Genomic DNA, 23,042 nt, shown 5'->3' with positions numbered 1-23,042 from the left:
GACTTGGGCCGTTCCGCGCAGCAATTGAATACTCTCAGTTCTGGAAACGGCATACTTAACTATACTTTCAACCTTTAGTTTTATAACTTAAGTAATAGAATCCAGCGACAAATACTAATCCACCAACAATATTACCCAGAAATACCGGTACAAAGTTTTGAATAAACAGCCACCAAGTGCTGCCACCTTCAAAAATAGCTGCCGGAATGATGAAACAATTGGCGATACTATGTTGAAATCCAACTGCAACGAAAATCATGATTGGGAACCAAACTCCAAGAATTTTTCCTGCCGCATCTTTAGCTCCAAATGACAACCAAACTGCTAAACCAACCAGCCAGTTACAACCGATTCCGGAAACAAAAGCTGACCAGAAGCTTGCACCTGTTTTACCCGCTGCAATGCCGATAACTGCTTGTCTGAAAGGTTCAGCATGCGTTAACCCAACCACATGTCCAAAGAAATAAGCCACAAAAACGGCACCGATAAAATTGAATAATGTAATTACTGCTAAGTTCTTAAAATAGTCGAACCAATTGTTCTTCTTTGAAAAAAGCGACGTTCCCACGGCCATCATGTTTCCCGTTGCTAATTCGCCACCAGCCAACAAAATAACGATCAAACCAATTGGGAAAACTGCTCCTCCAACTAAGGATTTTACACTTGCCAAATTACTTGGAATGGATGCTGTCACACGAACATAAGCCAAGAATCCGATTGAGATCATCGCCCCACCGATGAATCCCAAAATCATTTTAGCCACAAGCGTCTTTTTCAGTTTATTGACTCCGGCCCCAATACTCTTTTGCAGAATCTCTTCTGGAGTAAACATATTTTAATCTCCCTATACACCATTTAGTGTAATAAAAATATCATCAATTACCGAACAAATCAATAATATTCAGCAAAATCATTCGGATAACACGTATACATAAAAATAACGCCGATTAATTATAATCAGCGTTATTTAAGTTCATATTTATTCTTTTTTTACTGGTTTAACCATATTTTGAAATTTATAATTTGAATCTAAGAAAGTATGATTAGTATCAAAAAACCATGTAACTAAATAGCTTGTACATGGGCGGTGGCTCTTAAATGGGCTGCACAAGGGCAACTCCTTCCGCTTCATAACTTCTCATACGGGCAGTGGCTCTAAAACGGGCTACACAAGGGCAACTCCTTCCGCTTTTCATAACAATATGGATCACACGCCAAGTTCATGCGTGTAATCCATATTGTTACGAAAATGCTCGGGAGCTGAACGCCCTTGTTCCGCCCTCTCTCTAATCAATCATCATCAATCGATCTTCGTCTAAGATTTTGAATTTATTATTAGTGATTTTTTCAATCATACCCTGTTTTACCAAGGCAGTTAATTTCCGACTGATTGTTTCGGGCGTCGTGCCAAGATATGTTGCGATATCTTTCTTCTTAAGTGGCAGGGTGAATACTGCTTCGTCTAATCCGGCACTTGTTTCTAAAAGATAATTGGCTAACCGACTTTCAACGCTGGCGGTCGTTACTTCAGTTGTCTGTTGTTCAAGTTGTCCGACTCGACGTCCTAAGGCATTGACCATATTGACTGCCAATTCCGGTGTCTGTTGCATCAACTTTTGGAAGTCGCTGCGCGTTATTTGACATACGGCGGTATCCATTAAAGCCTGAGCAAAACTATTGTGATCTGAATTCGAGAACAAGGCTGCTTCGCCATCGAAGTCTCCTGTCTGCAAAATTCGAAGCATTTGCTCTTTGCCATTAGTCGACATTTGGAAAACTTTTGCCTGACCATGAGCCACAATGATCAATGAATCAGCTTCATCGCCCGCGGAAAATAGATATTCTCCGTTTTTGTAGTGATGATGAGTCACTAACGTTGCTATGGTTTTTTTATCAGATTTAGATAAATTTTGAAAAATTGAAACTAATTCCACACAATCTTCTGCGGTATGGTCATGCACCAATTTTGCCATCAATTATCGCTCCTTAATCGAAATCCTCATCATCATCATCTTCGTCAAACCCTTCACGAGCACTCTTACCTAATAAAGCTTGATAGATTCTGATTTGGTGATTATTAAATCCTAATAGTTGAACTAAAACTTGTGCCATAAATGGACGATCTTCATTTTCAGCTAACTTGATAGCACGTGTCACAAACATATTGTCAGTATTGAAATCATTGACAACTGTTTGAATCATTTCTTCAGCACTCATGTACTTATTCTTACCATCTTCGTCAATCATTGCATAGTCAGAATATTCTTTCATCGTGGAAGGAGGAAGTTCTCCCTCATCAAGTAATTCATCGGCTATCTTATCATACCAATCGTTATTTTCGACAATTGTTTGATTCAGAATTGCCTTGTAATTTTCGGCGTTAGCGCCTTTAATGAACCATTTTAATTGGTGCAATTTAATATTTAATAGGAAATGATTGGAAACGATATGTCCCGTCATTGCTCCAGCTGTTGGTTTGTGGTGATCGGCATCAGCTTGTTTTTGTTCAGCCTCAAATTTTTCATCAATTGTTAATTCAGTCATTATGCAAGCTCCTTAACTTTAACTTTTAATACTTCATATCCCAAATCTGTGATTACTTGAGCCAATTTGTCAGCTGAAGTCTTACTTTCATCAAAATCTGCTCTAACTTTACCGGCATTGAAGAGAACCTTGACGTTTGAAACGCCAGCTTGATTTTCAACGGCCTTTTGAATTTTTGTCATACATGATGGGCATGTTAATTCACCTAATTGTAAAATTGCTTTTGCCATAATTGATTCCTCCATATTTCTTAATTCTTCGCGGTGAAATTTCAACTACCCACGAGCTGTAAATGTTCCAAATTGAAGCACTTACAGCTCGCAAGTAATCCGAAAATCACTTGCTCAACTAACTTACAAATACTATCTTAACTAGTTTGCTGCTTTGAGAACTTGATTTGAATCAAGTTTTGCAGGTTTATTTTTAATTAATCTCATTGCATTAAAGATTACGACTAAAATACTGATTTCGTGGACAAACATTCCGCTACCCATGTGGATAACACCAACGATTAAGCCTAAAAGTAGTAAAGCAACGGTTCCAACGGCGATAAAAATATTTTCTTTCGTATTAGCAACGGTCTTCTTAGCCAAAACATAGGCATGTGCCAAGGCGTCAAAACTTGATTTAACTAAAATAATGTCAGCTGTTTCAATGGCGACATCAGTTCCAGTACCCATACCAATTCCGATATCAGCTGTGGCAAGTGAGGGACTATCGTTGATACCATCACCAACGAATGCAACAGTGCTACCTTGTTCTTGGAATTTTTTAACAAAAGTCACTTTATCTTCAGGAAGTAATTCAGCGTGAACTTCATCAATCGGCAATCTATCAGCGACACGTTGAGCGGCCACTTTATTATCACCAGTTAACATAACGATTCGTTTCAACCCAGCGTCTTTCAAAGCTTGAAGCCCTTCGCGAGCATCTGATCTGAGTTGATCATTAACACCGACGACTAATTTCAATTCTTGACCCACTGCCATTAAGACAACGGAATCACCATCATTCATTCGCTTATTGATTGCTTGTTTTTGTTCAGCAGAAATTTTAACATCGTTAGCTTTCATCAAGCGTTCATTACCAACTAAGATTTTGAAATCATCTTTTTGACCAACTAAACCTTGGCCTTTAACAGTGTCTAATTCAGGTAATTCTGGTGTTTCTGTAATTGATTGGTCGGTTGCATATTTAACAATAGCTTGACCCAATGGATGGTCCGAAGTTTTTTCCACAGCAGCCAGTAAAGCGAGGTTCTCTTTTTTGTCTCCAAAGTTATCCACATCTGTAACACTCATTTGACCAGTAGTTAAGGTACCGGTTTTATCAAGCACTAAAGTATCCACATGTGAAAAACTATTGACGGCATTACCACCTTTCATCAAGATACCATTCTTGGCACCATTACCAATTCCGGCAACGTTTGATACTGGAGCACCGATAACCAAAGCACCTGGGCATCCTAGAACTAATACAGTAATAGCTAATGGAAAATCCTGGGTGATCGCCCAAACGAGAATTCCAATAATCAATACAGCCGGTGTGTAATATGTTGCAAATTTATCAATGAAACGAGCGGCTGGTGATTGACTATCTTGAGCTTCTTCAACAAGTTCGATAATCTTGCCAAAAGTTGTATCTTCACCGACAGACGTTGTTTCAACCGTGATGGTTCCGTTATCTGTCAAAGATCCCGCGAAAACCTTATCACCGATACCTTTTTTAACAGGCGTTGATTCACCTGTGATCGAAGCTTCATTCATATAACCAGTTCCGTCAATAATTTTGCCATCGACGGGAATTTGACCACCTGGTTTAACTAGAACGTGGTCCCCTTCATCCAAATCGTCAACATCGACAGTTTCTGTTTTGCCATCTTCATCGACTAATTCAGCAGTGGTTGGAGCCATCTTGGTCAAACTCTCAACTGATGAACGTGTCTTTTCCAAAGTCTTCTGTTCCAAATAGTTACCAAAGAGAAATAAGAATGTAACAACAGCCGACTCTTCATATTCTCCAATAATAAAGGCCCCGATAACGGCGATAGTTACCAAAAGTTCAATACTGATAACCTTATTTTGCAAGGCTGAAAATGCATGCAACGCCACCGGAATAGCTCCGAGGATACTGGCAACAATCATGAAAATCGTTGCGGCAGTCCCAATTTTAAATACATAATTCGAAAGCAAACTCAGTGCAATCAAAATTGCGATTGCGGCAGTAATTTTATTTTGATGTTTCGTAATCCATACGTTTAATTTTGTCATTTCTCTTACCTCTCTCTTACTTACAAGACATATTCTAAAGGGTTCGGTGATTTAAAAAATTGATGCTAATCAAGTTTCTGGAAAATTATTTTCATTTAATAAATTTGCCTTTAATAAATTTCTAGATATTAAGAAAAATCTACAATTAAATACCATTGGGGATGGATTCTACAATCCGTTTACTAAAAATCCAGTGGATATTTATAAGTACTAGAAACAGCATATTTAACTAACACTATGCATTACCAAATAAGTTCAAAAGTTTCAGATTTATTCAATAACAAAAAAAATATTAAATATAAAAATAACGGTATATTTGTTATCATATATCGTGAAATATTATTATAGAATTTGATTCATAAATTTGAATAACAATATGTATACTAATTTGTGAAAAGAATATCATATTTAGGGGATAAATTATGAACTAGATGAAAGGAACCAAATCCGAAATAATTCTTTTACAAATTAGAACAATAATTGCAGATATAGCATTATATATGCGAACCAAAAATATTCTTAACGACCAATCACTTATTTTGTAATGCCTTTCCTTTCTTTGTGAATCAATAATTAAAGGAGGGAAATTATGATGAAATTTAATAAATTATTCTTTGGTAGGACGAAGAATAAAATTGGAATATTATTAATGATTACACTCATGGTCTTTGGTTCCATCGCTCCCAAAATAATCAAAGCAGATACTGTAACTTCAAATCTGAATTCAGACTCATTTAAAATTTTGGCTGCAACCAAGACTGCTGATAAACAGGTAACATCTGATGTTGTTACTCAATTTGATTCTCCAATGCAGGACACAACTAGTACTAATAAAACTACCCTATTGAATTCATTAATTTCTCCATTGACTGTCTACAATAGGGTCACAACTGGAGAAGTCAACGTTAATGGATACTATCTACAGGCAGACATAGGGTTTTTGTTTAGTACGGTTCAAAACGATATAAATGTTGGTAATACTATAACCTTATCTTTAAAAAGTATTAATCCCAAACCACTTGGAATAGCCAGTTCTTGGTCTATTCAAAGAAATAAGGACAAACCAGTATCTTCCTCCAAAGTTGGTAAAACTGCTAAACTTTCAGGATATGGAGATACTATAACTATGACTTCCGATAAAACAGCCACTTTGGTAGGATCTTCAACACAAACAAATAATCTTTATAAATATATTCCATCAAATGGTTACATTATGATTACCGCCCAAGTAACTAATAATATGCCTGCACTTTTGGATTTGCGGCTTGGTAGCGTCATGGACTCTAGCGATTATGCTATGTATATCGACATTAATACTTTGATGCATTTCAACATACGAGAAGATATTTTTGATCAAGTGTATACAGCAATGAAAAATTATTCTCGTCCAGAATTGAAAAATTTCCAAATTACTGGTTTAACCCTTCATTGGAGAAGAGATTACCGTAAAAAGGATTTTAATGAGAAAAAACCGATTGACATATCAGATGATGTAATAGATATGTCGAACGGTTATGATCCATCAAATTTGAAGTTTGAGTATTTATTCTACAAACAAGTTGATCCAATCAATGATTCTGTGGAATATCCATTTACAAATGGTGTCTATGCACAATTAGTATTGGATTATACTTATAAATCAGGTTTCGTTTTCCCTACGACAAAATCTGAACAACTTATCACTAATTTTGGTGGATTTACTGTGATTCCAGCAGTAACACCAACAATACCCGATAATTTACCAGATATTAAACTAGACAACGAACTTCATAACTTGACTAATCATGAAAGTGATTCACAAGATCCAAATGAGAAAAACTTAGTTGTCAAAAATGTAAAAAAAGATGATTTAATCCAATATACTGCCAATCTTAATTCAACCTATGACAACACTGGAACAAATACGGGAACTATTTCAAAAGGTATCTATACTGTACCTATTCCCAAGGAAATGGACGTTGATACTAATAGTTTCAAATTCACAAATAATAGTAATGTCGTTAATACCGTAGATTCAAGCCGCATTAACGTCACTACTGATCCAGACGACAACACAAAAAAAATTCTAACTGTCAATGATTTAACCCTAGATCCAGAAGGAATGGCTGATAGTCAATTTAATCTCGTATTTAATGGCACGATAACGGATGATCATCAGGATGATTTCACCTTTACTCCAACTTTTAAGGGTGTTGGTGGATATGAAAATGGTGATAATAGTAAGCCGATGTTTGTTGACGCAACTGGTAATGAGCAACTTATCAATTTCGACAATGCAGTTGAACCCGGTGGCGGAGTTACATTATCTCCATCGCATATAGATTTTGGTTTTCTTAATTCATTTGTTAATAAAGACACTCTTAAACATCGAGTTAAAAATGATAATTCACCGATATTGTCTATCCAAGATGACAGAAGTGATACTGATAAAAGTAGTCAAACAATATCTGTTCAACAAAAAGGTCAACTAAGTAACGGTGATACAGAATTCCCAGGCGATTTAAGATTCTACAATCCAAATAGTTCTACTGGTGAATTCACCTCGCTATTAACAGGCAATCTTGTTCCTATTTACGTTTCTGCAAATGGAGAAACATTATCATCTATTTCTTGGGCGGACAATAAAGGATTATTACTTCACATAAACGATGGCAATAAGTCCATTCCGGCCGGTCAATATTCAACAACGTTAGACTGGACTATAAGCGATACTCTATAGATCTTTACATTAGACGCAAAAATCCCTTCATTCTTAATTAGAGGAAACAGAAAATTCTCCTAATTAAGAATGAAGGGATTTTATTTTTAGCAAATTTCATCTGAAAGGTGAAAAATAAATATAACCATTATTGTTACAGGCCTAGAGCCAAATTATTTAAAGCCCGATTTTAAATAATCAGAAGTCTCCATTTTATTATTCCCATCATTAAAAAAATAAACTAGTTGGAAGAGCTGAAAGTATTCATTTGCCGCGAAAGTGGCGTTAGGACTTTAGTCCTTACACCACCGGGCGTGTTGGAGACTTACCGGTTCTTGGTAAGGCTTCAACCGAGATTCGAGACCGCCTTTTGGCTCGAATCGTACCGCGCAGCATATGAATACTTTCAGCTCTGGAAACGGCATACATAATTAAACTTTCAACCTTTAGTTTAAAATTTTAAATAAACTGGATATAAAACTAGTACCACACACAACAACTATCTTTTTTCTCGTTTAGCTAAATATCGTTTAACGGGCGGATATAATTTATTAGCAATTACTTCAGCGATTATAAATCCAATTGCTAATGACATTCCAACCGTCAAAGCTTTAACAAACCCATACGCAGCCTGGCTATCATTTCCTAAAGTAAAATTACGCATACTATCATACAAAATTGCTCCGGGAACTAGCGAAACTAGACAAGGGACGTAAAAAATATTGACTGGTGCTTTTACTAAAATAGCAAAAAGATTTCCTAATATTCCAATGACCACGGCTCCCATGAGATTTGGCATGATCAAACCATGATTATACCAGCCGACCACTATATAAACGATCCAGGCAATGGCACCGACTAATCCCGCTGGAATCAAAGTTCTTCTGGGATTATTGGTGATAATTCCAAAACCAACACTTGATAGGAAACCAAAGATAAATCCATAAATAATTTCTGACATAATTAGCCTCCCATCACCGTTCTGATAATGATTTGTCCGATTATAACGCCACTGCCAATGGAAATTCCCGACATAATGGCATCAGTGGCTCGGACTAACCCAGAAATAGTGTTTCGTTCAATGATTTCTCGTAACGAATTGGTCATTGGAACCCCCGGTACTAAAGGCATCAAGGCACTTATAATGATGTAATTCGCATCGTGAGCTATCCCATAAATTCCTAAAACATGCGCCAACATACTGATTGCCAGACTACCGACAGCTACTGGTATATAAGGGATTTTCGTGTGATGACCGACATACTGTGATGCAACATAACCAATAATTCCGACGAAAAAAGCTATCCCTAAATCTCCCCAAGTGGCTTTGAACAACAACATTGGTGGCATGGATACCAGTCCCGCGCCGAAACATTTTGTTAGCCATGAGAAGTCTCGATTTTCATTCTCAACTCGGTCAACTTCATTTTGTAACTGCTCGTAGGTAATCTTATGACTGGTAAATTCTCTTGATAAAGTATTGATGTCATCTACTTTTTGTAAGTTGAAATCACCAACACGGACTTTGAAAATTCTAGTGGTAGCACTTTTTTCTGAGCTAACAAAAATACCAGTCATTGTCGCATGACAAACAACCGGTAAATCAGCAGCTCTTCCTACGTATTCAACTGTATTTTCAACTCGAGCCGTTTCGGCACCATTCTCTAGTAGAATCGTTCCCACTTGACCACAAAGAGTGACAATATCTCTTTCGCTGATAGCCCCCATAATGGTTCCCTCCAAATGGTAGATAATTTTCATTATTAGAATATTATTAACACAAATAGAGTAGAAAGTAAAAACTTGTCGATTCTAGAGTTAAGGGACTTCATTTACTGCGTGACTAAAGGTTGAAATTTTGATGGGTTCTGCCGTTTCCAGAGCTGAGAGTATTCAATTGCTGCGCGGAACGGCCCGAGCCAAAAAGCGGTCTCGCACCTCGGTTGAAGCCTCGCAAAACCCGCGAGTCTTCAACGCGCCCGGTGGTGTAATTGCTAAAGCAATAACGCCACTTTCGCTGCAAATAAATACTCTCAGCTCTTCCAACTAGCTTTTTAATAATAAGAATGTCCAATTGTAATCCTTTACTATTTAACTAAATTGGTAAATAAATTGAATTTTGCTTAAAGCAAACAGACACTGTAATCCGATTTTGGATTACAGTGTCTGTTTATTTTAACAATCAAAAGTTGACCATGTTTTATAAACTTAACTCTTCTTTAAATATGTACCTTTTAATAAAACCAATGTCAAAATCAAAACCAGTACGCCAATTGCTGCTACAATACCGTTTGCTTCATTACCCGTCTGTGGCAATGTGCTGGTACTTTGTTTAGCTGCAGTGTTTGATTTTGTATCGGTTGTTGGCTTTACATCACCTAAATTACTAATGTTACCTAAACTTGAAATCAAATCTGACATGCCTGACGTGTCGGTTCCACTCATTAAGCTCGATAAATCTGAAGGATTTAAACTATCAAAGTTTAAGTTGAATCCTAAATCTTTATTCAAACCAAAATCAGGAATATTCATAGTAATATTACCTGGAATCAAATCACTCAGGTCAGTTATTTTCTTAATTGGAAAGTCGAATGTTATATAATTACTGTCACCTTCACTACGGAAACTAATATTGAATGGCTTTTGATTATTGATTGAATTAATTTCAAAGGCATTCGTTCCAAATTTCTTCGGATACTTAATAGTTGCTTCAACGTAATAACTGCCATCAGGATTTTGCATCAATTTGGCTGTATTAGTGAAGTAAGGTGAAATCAGAGAACCATCACCATTATTTTTAGCAATACTATAAGTTAATTCTTTCAAAATTGTTTTTGGATCAACTTTTGTAGCAGTAGTTTTACTGTCTGTAGTTGAACTAGTTGATGAATCATTACTAGGTGTGGAAATAATATTATCGTTGGCATCGTTAGCTTGTAACCCGCTGACAATACTTTTAGCATTATTGACACCATTAGTAATATCATTCTCGGCATGCGTAAGTTTATTCAAACTGTCCGCAAAGGAACTATTGGCTCCTTGTGTATACATTGAACTGGAATCAAATTTAAAAGTAACATTTTGTTGATCAACATTTATATTCAAAACTTTAGTCTGAACTGTCGCTGGAATGTCTTTATCCAAATCTTCTAAACTAGCAATATTAAAACTAATATCCTTGTGATTATTGCTACCGGTAATAACTTTTGGCGTTTGACCATCAATCGTTGTTACGTCAAAATCACTTAGATTGGAATTTCTGCCAGTAAGCGTCACTTTATACGTCCCGTCATCATTAGGAGTAATCGTTGCACTCTTGGTAAACAACGTATTCATTGGTGACAGTGTATTTGAATTTTCTTTATAAACTTCATAATTAATTGTTTTACTATTGCTGGTCGAATCTGCTTGAACTGTTTCTTCTATTACATTAGGTGCATTCGTGTTATTTCCTACTACACCAAATATTCCTAAGAGCATCCCCACAGACAATAGACTAATTAGCAATTTCTTCATCATATCGCCCCTTTTAACATATACCAATTTTATCATAATTATTTCATACATTTAAATATTACGACATGTTGTTCGAAATATAAAATAATCTATTTGTTTATTGTAGGTTTTCATAAATATTTTAAAAATCACACTTTGTTTGTCCTTTAATAATCTTCACTCATCGTAATTTGTATTTGGTGGCAAATAATCGGTCAATCAAAAAGATTTATTAGTACGCCCTGAATACGTATTATAATAGTGAGGAAATCACCATGCAGCACAAAGTAAAAGATGTTCTAGATTTACTAAACCAACACGAATTTTACGAAATCCGTATCATTGGTGATCATCATAGACTAACCAATGATCACGGAAAATTCGTAACCGTGTCATACTCAAGGTTAAAAGATAACATCCCACCAAAAACATATAACTATATTTTGAAACAAGCTGGATTAAAGTAATCTCTATTTTAGGAGGACATAAAATGAAAAAAAGATTAATAGTATACCCCGCGATTTTTGACGATAGTGAAAATGATCCTGGAGTTTACAGCGTTAATTTTCCTGACGTTCCTGATGCCTTAACATATGGTAATAATCTTGCTGAAGCTCTAGATAGGGCTCCCGAAGTGCTGGGATTATCCCTTTATGAAAAAAAAGACTCCGAATTACCTACTTCATCAAATTTAAACGAGTTAAGAAAAGATAATCCCCAAGCGATTGTAAACCTTGTAAGTGTTGATTTAGAAAAAATTAAATCTCAAGTAAAAATTCCTTATGTTAAAAAGAATACGACACTACCAGCTGATATAGCCAAGGAAGCTGAGGAAAAAAATATAAATTTTTCTGAAACACTTTTAGAAGGATTAAAACAAAAACTGAAGGTTGAAAGGTGAAAAATTAATCTAACGATTACTATTACAAGCCTAGAGCTAATTTTTTTAAATACTCATAAATCTTCATTTTATTGTTCCGCCCATTAAAAACAAACTAGTTGGAAGAGCTGAGAGTATTCATTTGCAGCGAAAGTGGCGTTATTGCTTTAGCAATTACACCACCGGGCGTGTTGAAGACTCGCGGGTTTTGCGAGGCTTCAACCGAGGTCCGAGACCGCTCTTTGGCTCGGGCCGTTCCGCGCAGCAAATGAATACTCTCAGCTCTGGAAACGGCATACTTAACTAAACTTTCAACCTTTAGACAAAAACTAAAAGTTCAGTAAGTAATTTAAGAATCGTTCAAAAGAACGGTTCTTTTTTTCGTATTTTAAAATATAGGGCATTTCAATGAATCAATTACGATTATTAATATTCCCATGAATAAATCTAATAAGTATAATTATTTCTGTCTTCAAGTGCGAGAACTGATAGCGGTATCATTTAACGTCATAAAATGATTTTTAAATTAGAATTATTAAAATAATATTATGGATTATTTGAAATAAACTAAGAGATAGATATATACTTATAATTATCATTTGCAGGAAGGTGAATTTTTATGAAACAAGGAACAACAATCCTTACTTTAGATAACGGATACCACTTATGGACACACACTCAAGGTCACGGTGACATCAAATTACTCTGCTTACATGGCGGACCCGGCGGAAACCATGAATATTGGGAAAACTTTGGTGACAAATTAGCCGACCTCGGCGTTCAAGTAACTTTCTACGACCAACTTGGATCATGGTACTCAGATCAACCTGATTACAGCGACCCCGAAATCGCTAAAAAATATTTAACTTATGACTATTTCTTGGAAGAAGTTGAAGAAGTTAGACAAAAACTTGGACTAGAAAACTTCTACCTCATTGGCCAATCATGGGGTGGCGCTTTGGTTCAAATGTACGCCTCTAAATATGGACAACACCTTAAGGGCGCTATCATCTCAAGTATGGTCGACGAGATTGATGACTATGTTGTAAATATTAACAAATGCCGTCTGGACACATTAGGCCCTGACAAAGTTAAGTACATGGAAAAAATCGAAGCTGACAACAATCTTTCAGACCCTACATATCAAAGTTACGTTGATATTTTGAACGCAGAATATATTGACCGTAAACAGCCAAAATCTATCAGACACCTAGTTGATACAACTGGTACAGCCGTTTACAACACATTCCAAGGCGACAATGAATTCGTCATCACAGGTAAATTAAAAGACTGGCACTTCAGAAAACACCTTAAGGAAATCACCGTTCCAACATTATTGACCTTTGGTGAACATGAAACGATGCCAATCCCAACTGCAAAGATCATGCAAAAGGAAATACCTCATGCACGTCTAGTAACAACTCCAAATGGTGGTCATCATCACATGATTGATAACGCGCCTGTTTACTTTGATCACTTGGAAACATTTATCAAAGACGTTGAATCTGGTAACTTTAACGATTAGAGAGTGGAGACACGGCGGTTAGCTCCCGAGTATTTTCGTAACTAAGTGAATTGCACGCCGAACTTAGCGGGGGATTTACTTAGTTATGAAAAACGGAAGGAGTTGCCCTGTCGGAACTCGTTTTAGAGCCACTGCCCATATAAATACTAAAGACAATATTTCCAATCCACTAAAAAAATCCTTCAATTTTAAAAAATTGAAGGATTTTTTTACGTACTTTATTTTGTATGGATATATTTACGATATTGTAATCGACCTAACCAAGTCTGTTGAGCCGAAATTCCATGATGAACATCTTGTTTAACATAGTTTCCATCATCCGTAAGATGATAGGAGTTTTCAGTATCTTTCCAAAACATCTTGATGATCTTCAACAATTGACGTTTAGGTTTTTCTTCAATGATAGGCACTGCAATTTCCACACGACGTTCAAGATTTCTCGTCATCATATCGGCTGATGAAATCCAAACATCGGTATGATCACTACCATATTGGAACTTGAAAATTCGGCTGTGTTCCAATAGTTCACCGACAATACTCTTAATTCGAATATCTTCTTTAGGACCACAAACGCCCAGTTTCAACGAACAAGGGCCTCTGACTATTAGTCTGAATGGTAGACCTTCTTTAGCGGCATCATAAATAGCATCGATAATATCAACATCAGTCAAACCATTAACTTTCATAAAGACTTCGCCTTGGCCATCACGTTTATAGGCCTCAGTAGCACGCTTAATATTGGCAATCACCATATCGTTGATTCCATTTGGTGAAGCCGTTAAATATTTGTAAGGTTCCTTCTGGCCAGTGACCAAATAATTGAAGAATTTAGTAGCATCGTCGATATAATCTTGATTGCTTGTGAAATAACTGACATCTGAAAATACGTTAGCCGTGATAGCATTGTAATTTCCGGTACCAATTTGCACATAACCTGTATTATCAGCGTGTAAAATCAAGCAAATTTTCGAGTGAACTTTGTTGATTTTATCTCCGAATAAAACCTTTACACCAGATTCTTGCAACGTTTTAGCTACTTCAATATTATGAACTTCATCAAATCGAGCCCGCAATTCAACTACTGCTGTGACATCGATTCCCTTAACAGCAGCCTCTTTAAGCAACCTCAATAAATCAGAATTATTTTCAGTCCGATAAATTGTCATGTAGATTTTAGTCGTCTTAGGGTCGTTTACTGCTGTTTCCAAATAATCAATAAAGACATTAAATGAATCATATGGATATTGCACGAATATTGGTGATTTATCTAAGTATTGCAACATATTATTAGTATCATTCCACTGTAAAGCATCAAACGGTGGAAATACTAAACTTGGATGATCTTTATAAAGCTTAAAAATATTACCCAAAAACTTTAAATCGACAGGTCCAGGAATTTTGTAAACACTCTTCTTACTAATATCGAGTAATTTAGCAAAATAGTCGCGACCTTTTTTATCACCATTACAAGAAAATTCCACCCTAGTAATCTTTCTCAAGTCACGCGTATCAACATAATTAATCATTTTATTCAGATATTCTTCATCTGTCAGATTCTCGTCCAAAAAGTCATATGGCTTATTCTGATCATACGTAACTCGGAAAACATAGAATTTCGAAATCTTATACTTTCTGATCATTTCAGAAGAACAATGACGAATCACGTCTTCTATTAAAATGTAGTGATCGTCAACTCCAGTTTCAACAAGACGGCCAAGATCTTCTGGAATTGGACAAGTATAAATATATTTAGGCGTTTCCATCAACAAATTCAAATTACGGCGGTACTTGAATCCCTTCATGAAGCGCTGCATATCTAATCTGGGCACAATTTTCTTATTATAAAACTTTTTGACATGTTTCTTCTCTGAATCATTTAGGTCCGCAAACTTCATTAATTTAAAAAGATCGGTATCTTTAGCCTCTTTCATCAATGAATTGTAGGCCGTATACTGCTTTTCGATATTACGAGCATTAAACTCATAGGCCAAACTGAGAATCTCTTCACCGGAAAATCCAGTTCGTTTCTCTGATCGGTCCTGTTTAACCATCGTATGAATGTTGTGCATTCTCACACGGAAAAACTCATCCAAGTTGTTTGAGGCAATGGCCAAAAATCTAAGTTTTTCCAAATATGGAACTTTCTTATCATATGCTTGATCAATAACACGATTATCAAATAATATCCAACTTAAATCCCTATTATAATATTTATCCTTCATATAGCTAATTAACCTTCATTCCTATATTTATCCTTCATCCCTCTGTTCTTTTTTAAATGATTCGTAATCGTATTCAACTTGTTTGACATACTGATTAGTAAAGTTCATCAACGAATTGGCAATGTCTGCGTACTCTTCACCGAAGCCAATAATCAATGGGTAGTTTGGTGAATGTGAGTGCGCTCTGGCAAGTAGAATGACACAAACCTTTGTATAATCCTCGAACGATTCAAAATCCAATTTATCTAAATTGATGGATGATTTCATATCCTTGAACTGACGCATATAAAAACTATATTTTTTAGTATCGAAGGCCCCTAAAAATGGATCAGATGCACTTTGTAAAATCAATTGACTGTTAACAATATTTTGACCCTGACTAATTGCACCATCAGAGTAAAGTTTGTCGTCATTATAAATTGGTAATGCTTGTTTAGCTTGAAGCACTAGGTAATTGCTATCCAAATCTTGTAACAAAATCAAATAACAAAGAGTTCCCACACTCCCTACGCCTACGCTATGACGAACTACATCAACAATATCGAAATCTTCCAAAAATAGTCTGACATCGCTACGTTGATTTTTCTTATACTTCTTATAGCCATCAACGACACTCTTATAATCTTTTTCACTAATATGTTGCGTCACTGGCTTATTTTCAACAAAACGACGCTCACCACTGGCACTGACTTCAGTATATTTTTCAATCACCAGTCGTGAATTGCTCTTCTGAGCTTTTTTGATACTTTTAGCAATCATATTATTAAATGATTCCTGGAAATACTCTTCATTGTCCTTTAACATCCCAAATATCTCTGTAATATTTTGGAGCGTATTTGGTAAAATAAATCGTTTCATTTCAGAAATTTTTGTCATATGTTTGAGGGTATCAAAATAAGTATCGACCACCGTTAACAAAAATTCCTGAACGTCAGTTTCGACGAAGCCATGTGCTCGAGCCACAATCAAAGCACTGACCAATAGGCGTTTCAAATCATATTCCCAATGACCTAAATGAGCTTCATCAAAGTCGTTCATATCAAAGAGCAATTGTCCTTCTGAAGAACCGTAAAACCCGAAATTACCGAGATGGGCGTCACCACCAACTAAAACCTTGATGCCACTGTTCTCGTTACGAGACATGTCATAGTGCATCACATCTACAGTTCCACGGAAGAATGCAAAGAGTGACTTCGACATTCTTTCACGTTTAACCGCTAAAAGTTCTGGAACTAACAGTTTATTTTTGATATTCAGAATTTTATGGATATTTCTTTTTTCTGGTTCATATTGATCAAATTTATCAGAAACAGTTGTCGCAAAAAAACGGCCTCTGATAATTAATTGTTCCGTACTTTTAAAAGCATCAGTATCCTGATAAGTATATGGTGTTCTGCTCATTCACGGTCATCTCCTCAGTATTATTATACAATAGCTAGCAAAGATAACAGTCAGCTTTCACCTTTTTTTGCATTAAAGTTTGCTATACTAAAATATATTTTTTAAGTATGACTAAATTAGAGACTATTTATAACTAAATATTAATTACGAGTCAAAACAATTCTTGGACATAAATGTCATTTCTTTTCATCAATATACTCCCCCATATTTTGTCGAAATAATGTTGATTTATCGTTTGAAACTGTCATGACTGATATTAACAGACTCCAATTCAATTTCCAGCATTGAAACTTCAGAATTATCGCAAAAAAACTCCTGAATATAATTATTCAGGAGTTTTTAAATTTATATACTATTTAGCAGCTTTAGCAGCAGCTTCGTCAGCATAAATCTTGTTTCTCTTCTTCATTTGTTGTGCGTACCAGATAAAGATCAATAGGTATGCAACAAGTGCTAATGCAGCGTAAAGAATAAACTTGATTTGACCAGTTGATGCGTTACCTACTAAGTAAGCCAAGAATTTTTCAATAGGACCTTCCATAGTTGAGTGGGAAATCATTGTACCTGATGCAAGACCCTTAGGGAATGCGCCAAGCTTCTTAGCTGTAGCTGTAACCATAGGTGCTGATAATGTACCTGCCCATAGGAATAGAGGCAATTCAATAGCACCAATAACGATCATACGGATAATCTTACCACGTGTAACAACAAGCAATGCTGGTGTAACACCCATGGCGATGATACCACCTAAAGGTAAGATCTTGTTTCCAGGTAATACAAGTGCTTCAAGAAGCATGATAGGTGCCAAAACGTTAGCGGCAGCCCAGATTTCAGCACGTCCGGCGATAAATGGCCAGTCAAGTCCAACGTTCATTGTACGACCTTTAAGTTTCTTGTTAGCGAAGTCTGTAATACCTTGTGACAATGGTTCAACAGCAGCGATAAACCATGAACCGATCAATGAGAATAGTTCCAAACAGAAAGCAGCTGTAAATGATAATGTGAAGATTTCTTTAACACCTTGGTGTGAAAGTAAACCAATAAAGATACCTAAATAAATACCAATAGCGAACTTGCTTCCCCAGAATCCAATTTTCTTGTTCAATGCGGCAGCATCGAAGTCAAATTTGTCTAACCATGGGAAGATAACATCGAATAATTTATCAAAGACCATGATAATTGGGTTCATCATGTAGTTCATATGTGTTGTAGTCATTGGGTTTGAAGCTGGTGCATGTAATAGATCATTAAAAGTAGGTTTCATCAAATCTGAGTTGATAATCTTCAAAACACCAATGAAAATAACTAGACATGTTGTGATTAGTAAGTTAGCACCAAAGAACATTGCTAGCAAACCAACGAAAGCTAGATGCCAAATATCAAAAATATCAACATCAAGTGTGTTTGTCTTGTTCATAACGATCATAACGATATTAACGATAACCATAACAAGCAAGAAGAACAATGTATAAGGTGAACCCCAAGTGATAGTAGCAAGTGGAGCCCAACCTAAGTCAGTTACTGATAATTGAATACCAGTTGACTTAACAAACGCGTTCAATGCGTCTTGGAAGGCTGTTGTCAACAATCCAATAACGGCACTAATGGCGGTAAGAGCGATGGCTAATTTAATACCACCCTCCAAAGCTTTAGAGAATTTAACTCTAAAAATCAAGGCGATAATAGTCAAAACAATTAACATCATTGGTGCGGCACCAAGATCAATTAACGGTTTGAATATCGCGTTGGCAAAACTAATAATTCCTGACATTTCCGTTTCCCCCTAGATGAACATTTTTATACCTTGCCACTGTCCTTAATAGCTTGTTCTACTTGGTCATAAACTGGTGCGGCCATAGCAGGCATTCTATATAGGATAGGACCAGCATCAACAACTGGACAGCTTGGTGTGAATCCAAGATCTGTAGCAGCGATTGGTGTGAACAAATCGTAGTCCTTCATCATATCTTCAGTAATATCCTTAACCATAACGGCGTCGGCTTGAACTTCATATCCACGGTTGCTCATTTCTGTTTCCAAAGCATCCTTAATTTGGTGACTTGAGTTAACTCCAGCACCACAAGCAGCTAAAATCTTAAACATAATTACACTCTCCTTTTATTCATTGCTCTTCGCATATTTAATGAATTTTCTATTCAAGAATGAATAGATTTCTTTAGGATCGTCACTCTTAAAGAATGGTACAAGCTCGTTTTCAGAAGTACGAGCCATAAAGTCCATGATCTGTGCCAAGATATTTGATTGGCCTTCTGGATCATTGTTTAGAATCATGAACAGAAACTTCACTGGAAATTCTTTCGATGGATCAATCATATTACGGAAAGAAATTTCTTTATCTAACTTAATAGGAACAATCATTCGTGCTTTGACGAATTCGCTCTCCGTGTGTGGAATAGCTATATTGGGTATCTTGGGAGATACAACTGACATATCAATTCCAGTAGGATAGTTTTGTTCACGTTCTAATAAGTTATTAATGAAGTCTTCAGTTACAAGATCTTTCTTTAATAAAGAATCTGCTATTTCGCGAAACACTTCCTCTTGTGTTGAAGCCTTTGAAATATAAACTTCGTTTTCGCTAAATAGTTGATCAGCAGCTAATTCGCCCATTAACACCATCACCTACCTGTTTGTTTGTTTTTGTTTACAAGAACAATAGTAAACGCTTGCACAAAATATGTCAATACAAAATATTAATTTATAAGACCATAAATAGTCTTTCCTATATATAGTACTGAACCAACGTTTTTTCAAGTCTCTTAACGAAGTAAATGCTTACAAAGAAATAACCATTAAGTTATCAAAAATGATTGACAAGTGAACATTCCAATGCTAAATTATGTTTGTAACGAACAATAGTAAACAAAAAGAGGTGATCTTTTGTTAAAGAAAGAACGCTTTCTAAAGATACTATCGGAATTAGAAAAAAATGATATTGTAACTGTCAATGATTTAACTACATTATTGAGTTGCTCCGATATGACTATCCGCCGTGATCTTGAAGAGTTGTCAGAGTCTGGCAAGTTGATTCGGATCCACGGTGGCGCACAAAAAATTAGTGTTTCTCCATTAGAAGAAGCTTCTCATGTTGAAAAACGCCAAGTTCATATCAAAGAAAAACAAGAACTAGCTAAACTTGCAGCTGATCAAATCGAAAATTTCGATACTGTCTTTATCGGTCCAGGAACAACACTTGAATTGATTGCTCAAAACATTACTAAAGATATTAATTCTTTGAGAGTCGTAACAATTAGTATTCCTGTCTTTGAAAGCTTTAAAAATTCAGATCTTAATTGTGAATTAATTTTAGCAGGTGGCATTTATCGTAGCCGTTCAGGAACATTAATTGGTGCTTTGGCAAGCAACGCTGTGAGTGGATTGAAATTCGACAAAGCATTCGTCGGTGTCAATGGTATTCAAAATTCGCAAATTATGACTGCCAATACCGAAGAGGGTCGAATTCAGAGCGTCGCTTTAAATAACTCACAAGTGAAATACATCGTTGCTGATAGATATAAGTTAAATCGTAATGATTTCTATACCTTCTATAGTTTGGACGATGTAGATTACTTGGTTACTAACAAGAGCACTTCAAAAGAGACTATCGATTATTATCAACAATATGTAAGATTAATTACCAAATAATTGGAGGGATTCATTTTATGAAAATCGCATTAGCTTCAGATAAAGCAGGATTCGAATTAAAAAATTACATCAAGAGTTATCTTGAAAATGAAGGTAAAGGCTACGAAATTGTAGACCTTTCAGAAGAACCAGCTGCTGACTTCGTTGATTCATCAGTTGCCGTTTCACACGCCGTACTTGATGGTAAAACAGACCGTGGAATTATGTTTGATGAATACGGTACAGGTTCAGCCATGGCAAGTAACAAGATTCACGGTATGGTAACAGCTAACGTTACTGAAGAAAACACAGCTCACATGACAACACAACATAACGGTGCTAAAGCAATCGCTATTGGTGCAGGAATCGTTGGTAAGAAACGTGCTGAATCAATCGTTGATGAATACTTAGGCGTTGAATATGCTGGTGGACGTCACCAAATCCGTTTGGACATGCTAGAAAAACTATATTAATAGGAGGAAATCAATTTATGATTATTGCATTAGGAAACGACCATATTGTTACAGATACTAAAATTAAGATTTCAGAAATGTTAAAAGCTATGGGCCACAAGGTTATTGATGTTGGTACATATGACCATTCAAGAACACACTACCCTATCTATGGATTACGTGTAGCCAACCTTGTTCGTGATGGCAAAGCTGATTATGGTGTTGTACTTTGTGGTACCGGTGTTGGTATTTCAACAGCCGCTGACAAGAACCAAGGCGTTCGTGCCGCATTAGTTGCTGACACAACAACAGCAAAATATGCCAAAGAACACTTAAATGCCAATGTTATCAGTTTCGGTGGTGCCGTTGTCGGTGAACATCTATGTGAAGAAATCGTAAAGACATTCCTTGCTGCTGACTATTTAGGTGAAGATGATGATCTAGTTAAGAAGATTGATGCCGTTGAAGCAAAAGACAATCCAGACCAACACGACAATCCACACTTCTACGATCACGAAATGAAGCTATGGGACGAAGGATTTTATCACGATTAAAGATTAGAGAGAGTGGAGACAGGGCGCCCAGCTCCCGAGCATTTTCGTAGATATGTTAATTACACGCCGGTTTTGCGTGTGATTGACATATCTATGAAAAGCGGAAGGAGTTGCCCTATCGGAACTCGTTTTAGAGCCACTGCCTATATAAAGGGCTTAAAACCTCAAATATAAACACCCTCTATCTATCTCCAACCCATATCCAATTAAAAATCAAAAACGTGAGCTGCCATTGTGTAACTCATCAAGGGCTATATGAAATAAATAGAGTTAGCCCAGCTTCATGCACTGAACTAATGTCCAATGCATGAAGCCGGACTAACTCTGAGAGGTTTTTTCATAGAACCCATTTTTAATGGCCTGAAACAGACTATTTTAAATATTATAAAGGGGTCCGCACAATGAGTAATTCAGTTTTAACAATCACAATGAATCCTTCAGTTGACATCTCCTATCCACTAGAACATCTGAATATTGACACCGTCAATCGTGTTAAGGATGTTTCCAAGACAGCTGGTGGTAAGGGATTAAACGTTACAAGGGTCCTTAAGCAACTCGGCGTTGATGTCACGGCATCAGGTATTATTGGTGGAACAATCGGCCAATACATTACTAAGCAACTTGATGAAAATGACATCGATCACGCTTTCATGAAGATCAGCCAAGAATCTCGTAATTGTATTGCCATTTTACACGACAATGGTGATCAAACCGAAATTCTTGAAGCAGGTCCTATCCTTTCAAAAGACGACGAAAATAGTTTTCTAGAACATTTCGACGATCAAGTAAGTAGTTTCAAATTAGTAACAATCTCTGGTAGCTTACCACAAGGATTATCTACGGCCCTTTATTCTAAGATGGTCAACGTAGCTGCTAAACATGACGTTCCCGTTGTACTAGATAGTTCTAACGAGGCATTGCGTTTAGCTCTAGAAAGCGACGTTAAACCGTTCATGATCAAACCAAATCAAGATGAAATTGCTCAATTAATTGGTAAAGAAATCAGTGATTTGAACGATTTGAAAGACAAATTAGCAACCGAAGAAATTTTTAAAGGAATTCCTTGGGTTGTGGTTTCACTAGGTTCACAGGGTGCATTCGTTAAATACCAAAATGACTTCTTCAAAGTAAATATTCCAAAAATTCACGCCGTTAACCCTGTTGGATCAGGCGATTCCACTGTAGCTGGTTTAGCTGCAGGTTTGGTTAAAGATGAAAAACCAGAAGATATTATGAAAAGAGCTATGACAGTCGGTATCCTAAATACTTTACAGGAAAAGACTGGAAATATTGACATTAGTCAGTATGAGGATTATTTTGAACAGGTAGACATAGTTAAGTACTAATGTTTAATTT

General features: G+C 36.2%; 21 protein-coding genes. 8 read left to right on the top strand and 13 right to left on the bottom strand.

Going from position 1 to position 23,042, the window contains the following annotated elements:
• Positions 1-67: 67 nt before the first annotated feature.
• The 5 genes from FFM71_RS00545 to FFM71_RS00525 all read right to left on the bottom strand — a co-directional run bounded on the left by FFM71_RS00545 (position 68) and on the right by FFM71_RS00525 (position 4,814).
• Positions 68-832, bottom strand: coding sequence for a formate/nitrite transporter family protein (locus FFM71_RS00545; protein WP_137610226.1), 765 nt, complete (start codon positions 830-832; stop codon positions 68-70).
• Between the two features lie 454 nt (positions 833-1,286).
• Positions 1,287-1,973 (bottom strand): Crp/Fnr family transcriptional regulator, encoded by a 687-nt coding sequence (locus FFM71_RS00540; RefSeq protein WP_137610225.1) that lies wholly within the window; start codon positions 1,971-1,973, stop codon positions 1,287-1,289.
• A 13-nt stretch (positions 1,974-1,986) separates the two neighbouring features.
• Positions 1,987-2,544: a ferritin-like domain-containing protein gene (locus FFM71_RS00535; protein WP_137610224.1), complete on the bottom strand. Its 558-nt coding sequence runs from the start codon at positions 2,542-2,544 to the stop codon at positions 1,987-1,989.
• Positions 2,544-2,774 carry a heavy-metal-associated domain-containing protein gene (locus tag FFM71_RS00530; protein ID WP_137610223.1) on the bottom strand — a complete coding sequence of 77 codons (231 nt, stop codon included), beginning with the start codon at positions 2,772-2,774 and terminating at the stop codon, positions 2,544-2,546. Before FFM71_RS00530 ends, FFM71_RS00535 begins: the two co-directional genes overlap by 1 nt.
• A 141-nt stretch (positions 2,775-2,915) precedes the next feature.
• On the bottom strand, positions 2,916-4,814 hold the full coding sequence (locus FFM71_RS00525) for a heavy metal translocating P-type ATPase (RefSeq protein ID WP_137610222.1): 1,899 nt from the start codon (positions 4,812-4,814) through the stop codon (positions 2,916-2,918).
• A gap of 589 nt (positions 4,815-5,403) precedes the next feature.
• Between FFM71_RS00525 and FFM71_RS00520 the strand changes: the two genes are divergently transcribed.
• On the top strand, positions 5,404-7,533 hold the full coding sequence (locus tag FFM71_RS00520) for a hypothetical protein (protein ID WP_137610221.1): 2,130 nt from the start codon (positions 5,404-5,406) through the stop codon (positions 7,531-7,533).
• Positions 7,534-8,011: 478 nt separating this feature from the next.
• Here FFM71_RS00520 and FFM71_RS00515 read toward each other — a convergent pair whose 3' ends face one another.
• From FFM71_RS00515 to FFM71_RS00505, 3 genes are all read right to left on the bottom strand, one after another.
• Positions 8,012-8,473 carry a threonine/serine exporter family protein gene (locus FFM71_RS00515; RefSeq protein ID WP_137610220.1) on the bottom strand — a complete coding sequence of 154 codons (462 nt, stop codon included), beginning with the start codon at positions 8,471-8,473 and terminating at the stop codon, positions 8,012-8,014.
• 2 nt (positions 8,474-8,475) lie between these two features.
• Positions 8,476-9,240: a threonine/serine exporter family protein gene (locus tag FFM71_RS00510; RefSeq protein WP_171000422.1), complete on the bottom strand. Its 765-nt coding sequence runs from the start codon at positions 9,238-9,240 to the stop codon at positions 8,476-8,478.
• A gap of 480 nt (positions 9,241-9,720) precedes the next feature.
• Positions 9,721-11,031 (bottom strand): NEAT domain-containing protein, encoded by a 1,311-nt coding sequence (locus tag FFM71_RS00505; RefSeq protein WP_171000421.1) that lies wholly within the window; start codon positions 11,029-11,031, stop codon positions 9,721-9,723.
• Positions 11,032-11,282: 251 nt separating this feature from the next.
• Here FFM71_RS00505 and FFM71_RS00500 point away from each other — a divergent pair, with 251 nt between their 5' ends.
• The 3 genes from FFM71_RS00500 to FFM71_RS00490 all read left to right on the top strand — a co-directional run bounded on the left by FFM71_RS00500 (position 11,283) and on the right by FFM71_RS00490 (position 13,412).
• Positions 11,283-11,474, top strand: a complete 192-nt coding sequence (locus FFM71_RS00500; protein WP_137610218.1) for a type II toxin-antitoxin system HicA family toxin — start codon at positions 11,283-11,285, stop codon at positions 11,472-11,474.
• A gap of 23 nt (positions 11,475-11,497) precedes the next feature.
• Positions 11,498-11,908 (top strand): type II toxin-antitoxin system HicB family antitoxin, encoded by a 411-nt coding sequence (locus FFM71_RS00495; RefSeq protein ID WP_137610217.1) that lies wholly within the window; start codon positions 11,498-11,500, stop codon positions 11,906-11,908.
• Positions 11,909-12,506: 598 nt separating this feature from the next.
• Complete coding sequence (locus tag FFM71_RS00490; protein WP_137610216.1) at positions 12,507-13,412, top strand: proline-specific peptidase family protein; 906 nt, start codon at positions 12,507-12,509, stop codon at positions 13,410-13,412.
• 218 nt (positions 13,413-13,630) lie between these two features.
• On the opposite strand, the gene ppk1 is transcribed toward FFM71_RS00490, so the two are convergent.
• The 5 genes from ppk1 to FFM71_RS00465 all read right to left on the bottom strand — a co-directional run bounded on the left by ppk1 (position 13,631) and on the right by FFM71_RS00465 (position 19,666).
• Entirely contained in the window at positions 13,631-15,634 is a 2,004-nt protein-coding gene (ppk1, locus tag FFM71_RS00485) for a polyphosphate kinase 1 (protein WP_137610215.1), read from the bottom strand.
• Positions 15,635-15,661: 27 nt separating this feature from the next.
• Positions 15,662-17,035, bottom strand: coding sequence for a DUF2252 domain-containing protein (locus FFM71_RS00480; RefSeq protein ID WP_137610214.1), 1,374 nt, complete (start codon positions 17,033-17,035; stop codon positions 15,662-15,664).
• 352 nt (positions 17,036-17,387) lie between these two features.
• Positions 17,388-18,806 (bottom strand): PTS galactitol transporter subunit IIC, encoded by a 1,419-nt coding sequence (locus FFM71_RS00475; protein WP_137610213.1) that lies wholly within the window; start codon positions 18,804-18,806, stop codon positions 17,388-17,390.
• Positions 18,807-18,832: 26 nt separating this feature from the next.
• Entirely contained in the window at positions 18,833-19,138 is a 306-nt protein-coding gene (locus FFM71_RS00470) for a PTS sugar transporter subunit IIB (RefSeq protein ID WP_137610212.1), read from the bottom strand.
• Between the two features lie 15 nt (positions 19,139-19,153).
• The gene (locus FFM71_RS00465) at positions 19,154-19,666 is read right to left on the bottom strand and encodes a PTS sugar transporter subunit IIA (RefSeq protein WP_137610211.1); all 513 of its coding nucleotides are present in this window, start codon (positions 19,664-19,666) and stop codon (positions 19,154-19,156) included.
• A 270-nt stretch (positions 19,667-19,936) separates the two neighbouring features.
• Here FFM71_RS00465 and FFM71_RS00460 point away from each other — a divergent pair, with 270 nt between their 5' ends.
• From FFM71_RS00460 to lacC, 4 genes are all read left to right on the top strand, one after another.
• Positions 19,937-20,701: a DeoR/GlpR family DNA-binding transcription regulator gene (locus tag FFM71_RS00460; protein ID WP_137610210.1), complete on the top strand. Its 765-nt coding sequence runs from the start codon at positions 19,937-19,939 to the stop codon at positions 20,699-20,701.
• A 17-nt stretch (positions 20,702-20,718) separates the two neighbouring features.
• Positions 20,719-21,153, top strand: a complete 435-nt coding sequence (gene lacA, locus FFM71_RS00455; protein WP_137610209.1) for a galactose-6-phosphate isomerase subunit LacA — start codon at positions 20,719-20,721, stop codon at positions 21,151-21,153.
• Positions 21,154-21,170: 17 nt separating this feature from the next.
• Positions 21,171-21,686 carry a galactose-6-phosphate isomerase subunit LacB gene (lacB, locus tag FFM71_RS00450; protein ID WP_137610208.1) on the top strand — a complete coding sequence of 172 codons (516 nt, stop codon included), beginning with the start codon at positions 21,171-21,173 and terminating at the stop codon, positions 21,684-21,686.
• Between the two features lie 401 nt (positions 21,687-22,087).
• Entirely contained in the window at positions 22,088-23,032 is a 945-nt protein-coding gene (gene lacC, locus FFM71_RS00445; RefSeq protein WP_137610207.1) for a tagatose-6-phosphate kinase, read from the top strand.
• Positions 23,033-23,042 lie beyond the last annotated feature (10 nt).

The sequence above is a fragment of the Companilactobacillus huachuanensis genome, assembly GCF_005404815.1.
Classification (GTDB): Bacteria; Bacillota; Bacilli; order Lactobacillales; family Lactobacillaceae; genus Companilactobacillus; species Companilactobacillus huachuanensis.
Note: the sequence above shows the minus strand (reverse complement) of the source record. Positions and strands in the feature narration are given on the sequence as shown.

Excerpts from the sequence above, each read along its gene's own strand:
- FFM71_RS00545 (WP_137610226.1), bottom strand. The coding sequence starts at position 832 with ATGTTTACTCCAGAAGAGATTCTGCAAAAGAGTATTGGGGCCGGAGTC.
- FFM71_RS00540 (WP_137610225.1), bottom strand. The coding sequence starts at position 1,973 with ATGGCAAAATTGGTGCATGACCATACCGCAGAAGATTGTGTGGAATTA.
- FFM71_RS00535 (WP_137610224.1), bottom strand. The coding sequence starts at position 2,544 with ATGACTGAATTAACAATTGATGAAAAATTTGAGGCTGAACAAAAACAA.
- FFM71_RS00530 (WP_137610223.1), bottom strand. The coding sequence starts at position 2,774 with ATGGCAAAAGCAATTTTACAATTAGGTGAATTAACATGCCCATCATGT.
- FFM71_RS00525 (WP_137610222.1), bottom strand. The coding sequence starts at position 4,814 with ATGACAAAATTAAACGTATGGATTACGAAACATCAAAATAAAATTACT.
- FFM71_RS00520 (WP_137610221.1), top strand. The coding sequence starts at position 5,404 with ATGATGAAATTTAATAAATTATTCTTTGGTAGGACGAAGAATAAAATT.
- FFM71_RS00515 (WP_137610220.1), bottom strand. The coding sequence starts at position 8,473 with ATGTCAGAAATTATTTATGGATTTATCTTTGGTTTCCTATCAAGTGTT.
- FFM71_RS00510 (WP_171000422.1), bottom strand. The coding sequence starts at position 9,240 with ATGGGGGCTATCAGCGAAAGAGATATTGTCACTCTTTGTGGTCAAGTG.
- FFM71_RS00505 (WP_171000421.1), bottom strand. The coding sequence starts at position 11,031 with ATGATGAAGAAATTGCTAATTAGTCTATTGTCTGTGGGGATGCTCTTA.
- FFM71_RS00500 (WP_137610218.1), top strand. The coding sequence starts at position 11,283 with ATGCAGCACAAAGTAAAAGATGTTCTAGATTTACTAAACCAACACGAA.
- FFM71_RS00495 (WP_137610217.1), top strand. The coding sequence starts at position 11,498 with ATGAAAAAAAGATTAATAGTATACCCCGCGATTTTTGACGATAGTGAA.
- FFM71_RS00490 (WP_137610216.1), top strand. The coding sequence starts at position 12,507 with ATGAAACAAGGAACAACAATCCTTACTTTAGATAACGGATACCACTTA.
- ppk1 (WP_137610215.1), bottom strand. The coding sequence starts at position 15,634 with ATGAAGGATAAATATTATAATAGGGATTTAAGTTGGATATTATTTGAT.
- FFM71_RS00480 (WP_137610214.1), bottom strand. The coding sequence starts at position 17,035 with ATGAGCAGAACACCATATACTTATCAGGATACTGATGCTTTTAAAAGT.
- FFM71_RS00475 (WP_137610213.1), bottom strand. The coding sequence starts at position 18,806 with ATGTCAGGAATTATTAGTTTTGCCAACGCGATATTCAAACCGTTAATT.
- FFM71_RS00470 (WP_137610212.1), bottom strand. The coding sequence starts at position 19,138 with ATGTTTAAGATTTTAGCTGCTTGTGGTGCTGGAGTTAACTCAAGTCAC.
- FFM71_RS00465 (WP_137610211.1), bottom strand. The coding sequence starts at position 19,666 with ATGGGCGAATTAGCTGCTGATCAACTATTTAGCGAAAACGAAGTTTAT.
- lacA (WP_137610209.1), top strand. The coding sequence starts at position 20,719 with ATGAAAATCGCATTAGCTTCAGATAAAGCAGGATTCGAATTAAAAAAT.
- lacB (WP_137610208.1), top strand. The coding sequence starts at position 21,171 with ATGATTATTGCATTAGGAAACGACCATATTGTTACAGATACTAAAATT.
- lacC (WP_137610207.1), top strand. The coding sequence starts at position 22,088 with ATGAGTAATTCAGTTTTAACAATCACAATGAATCCTTCAGTTGACATC.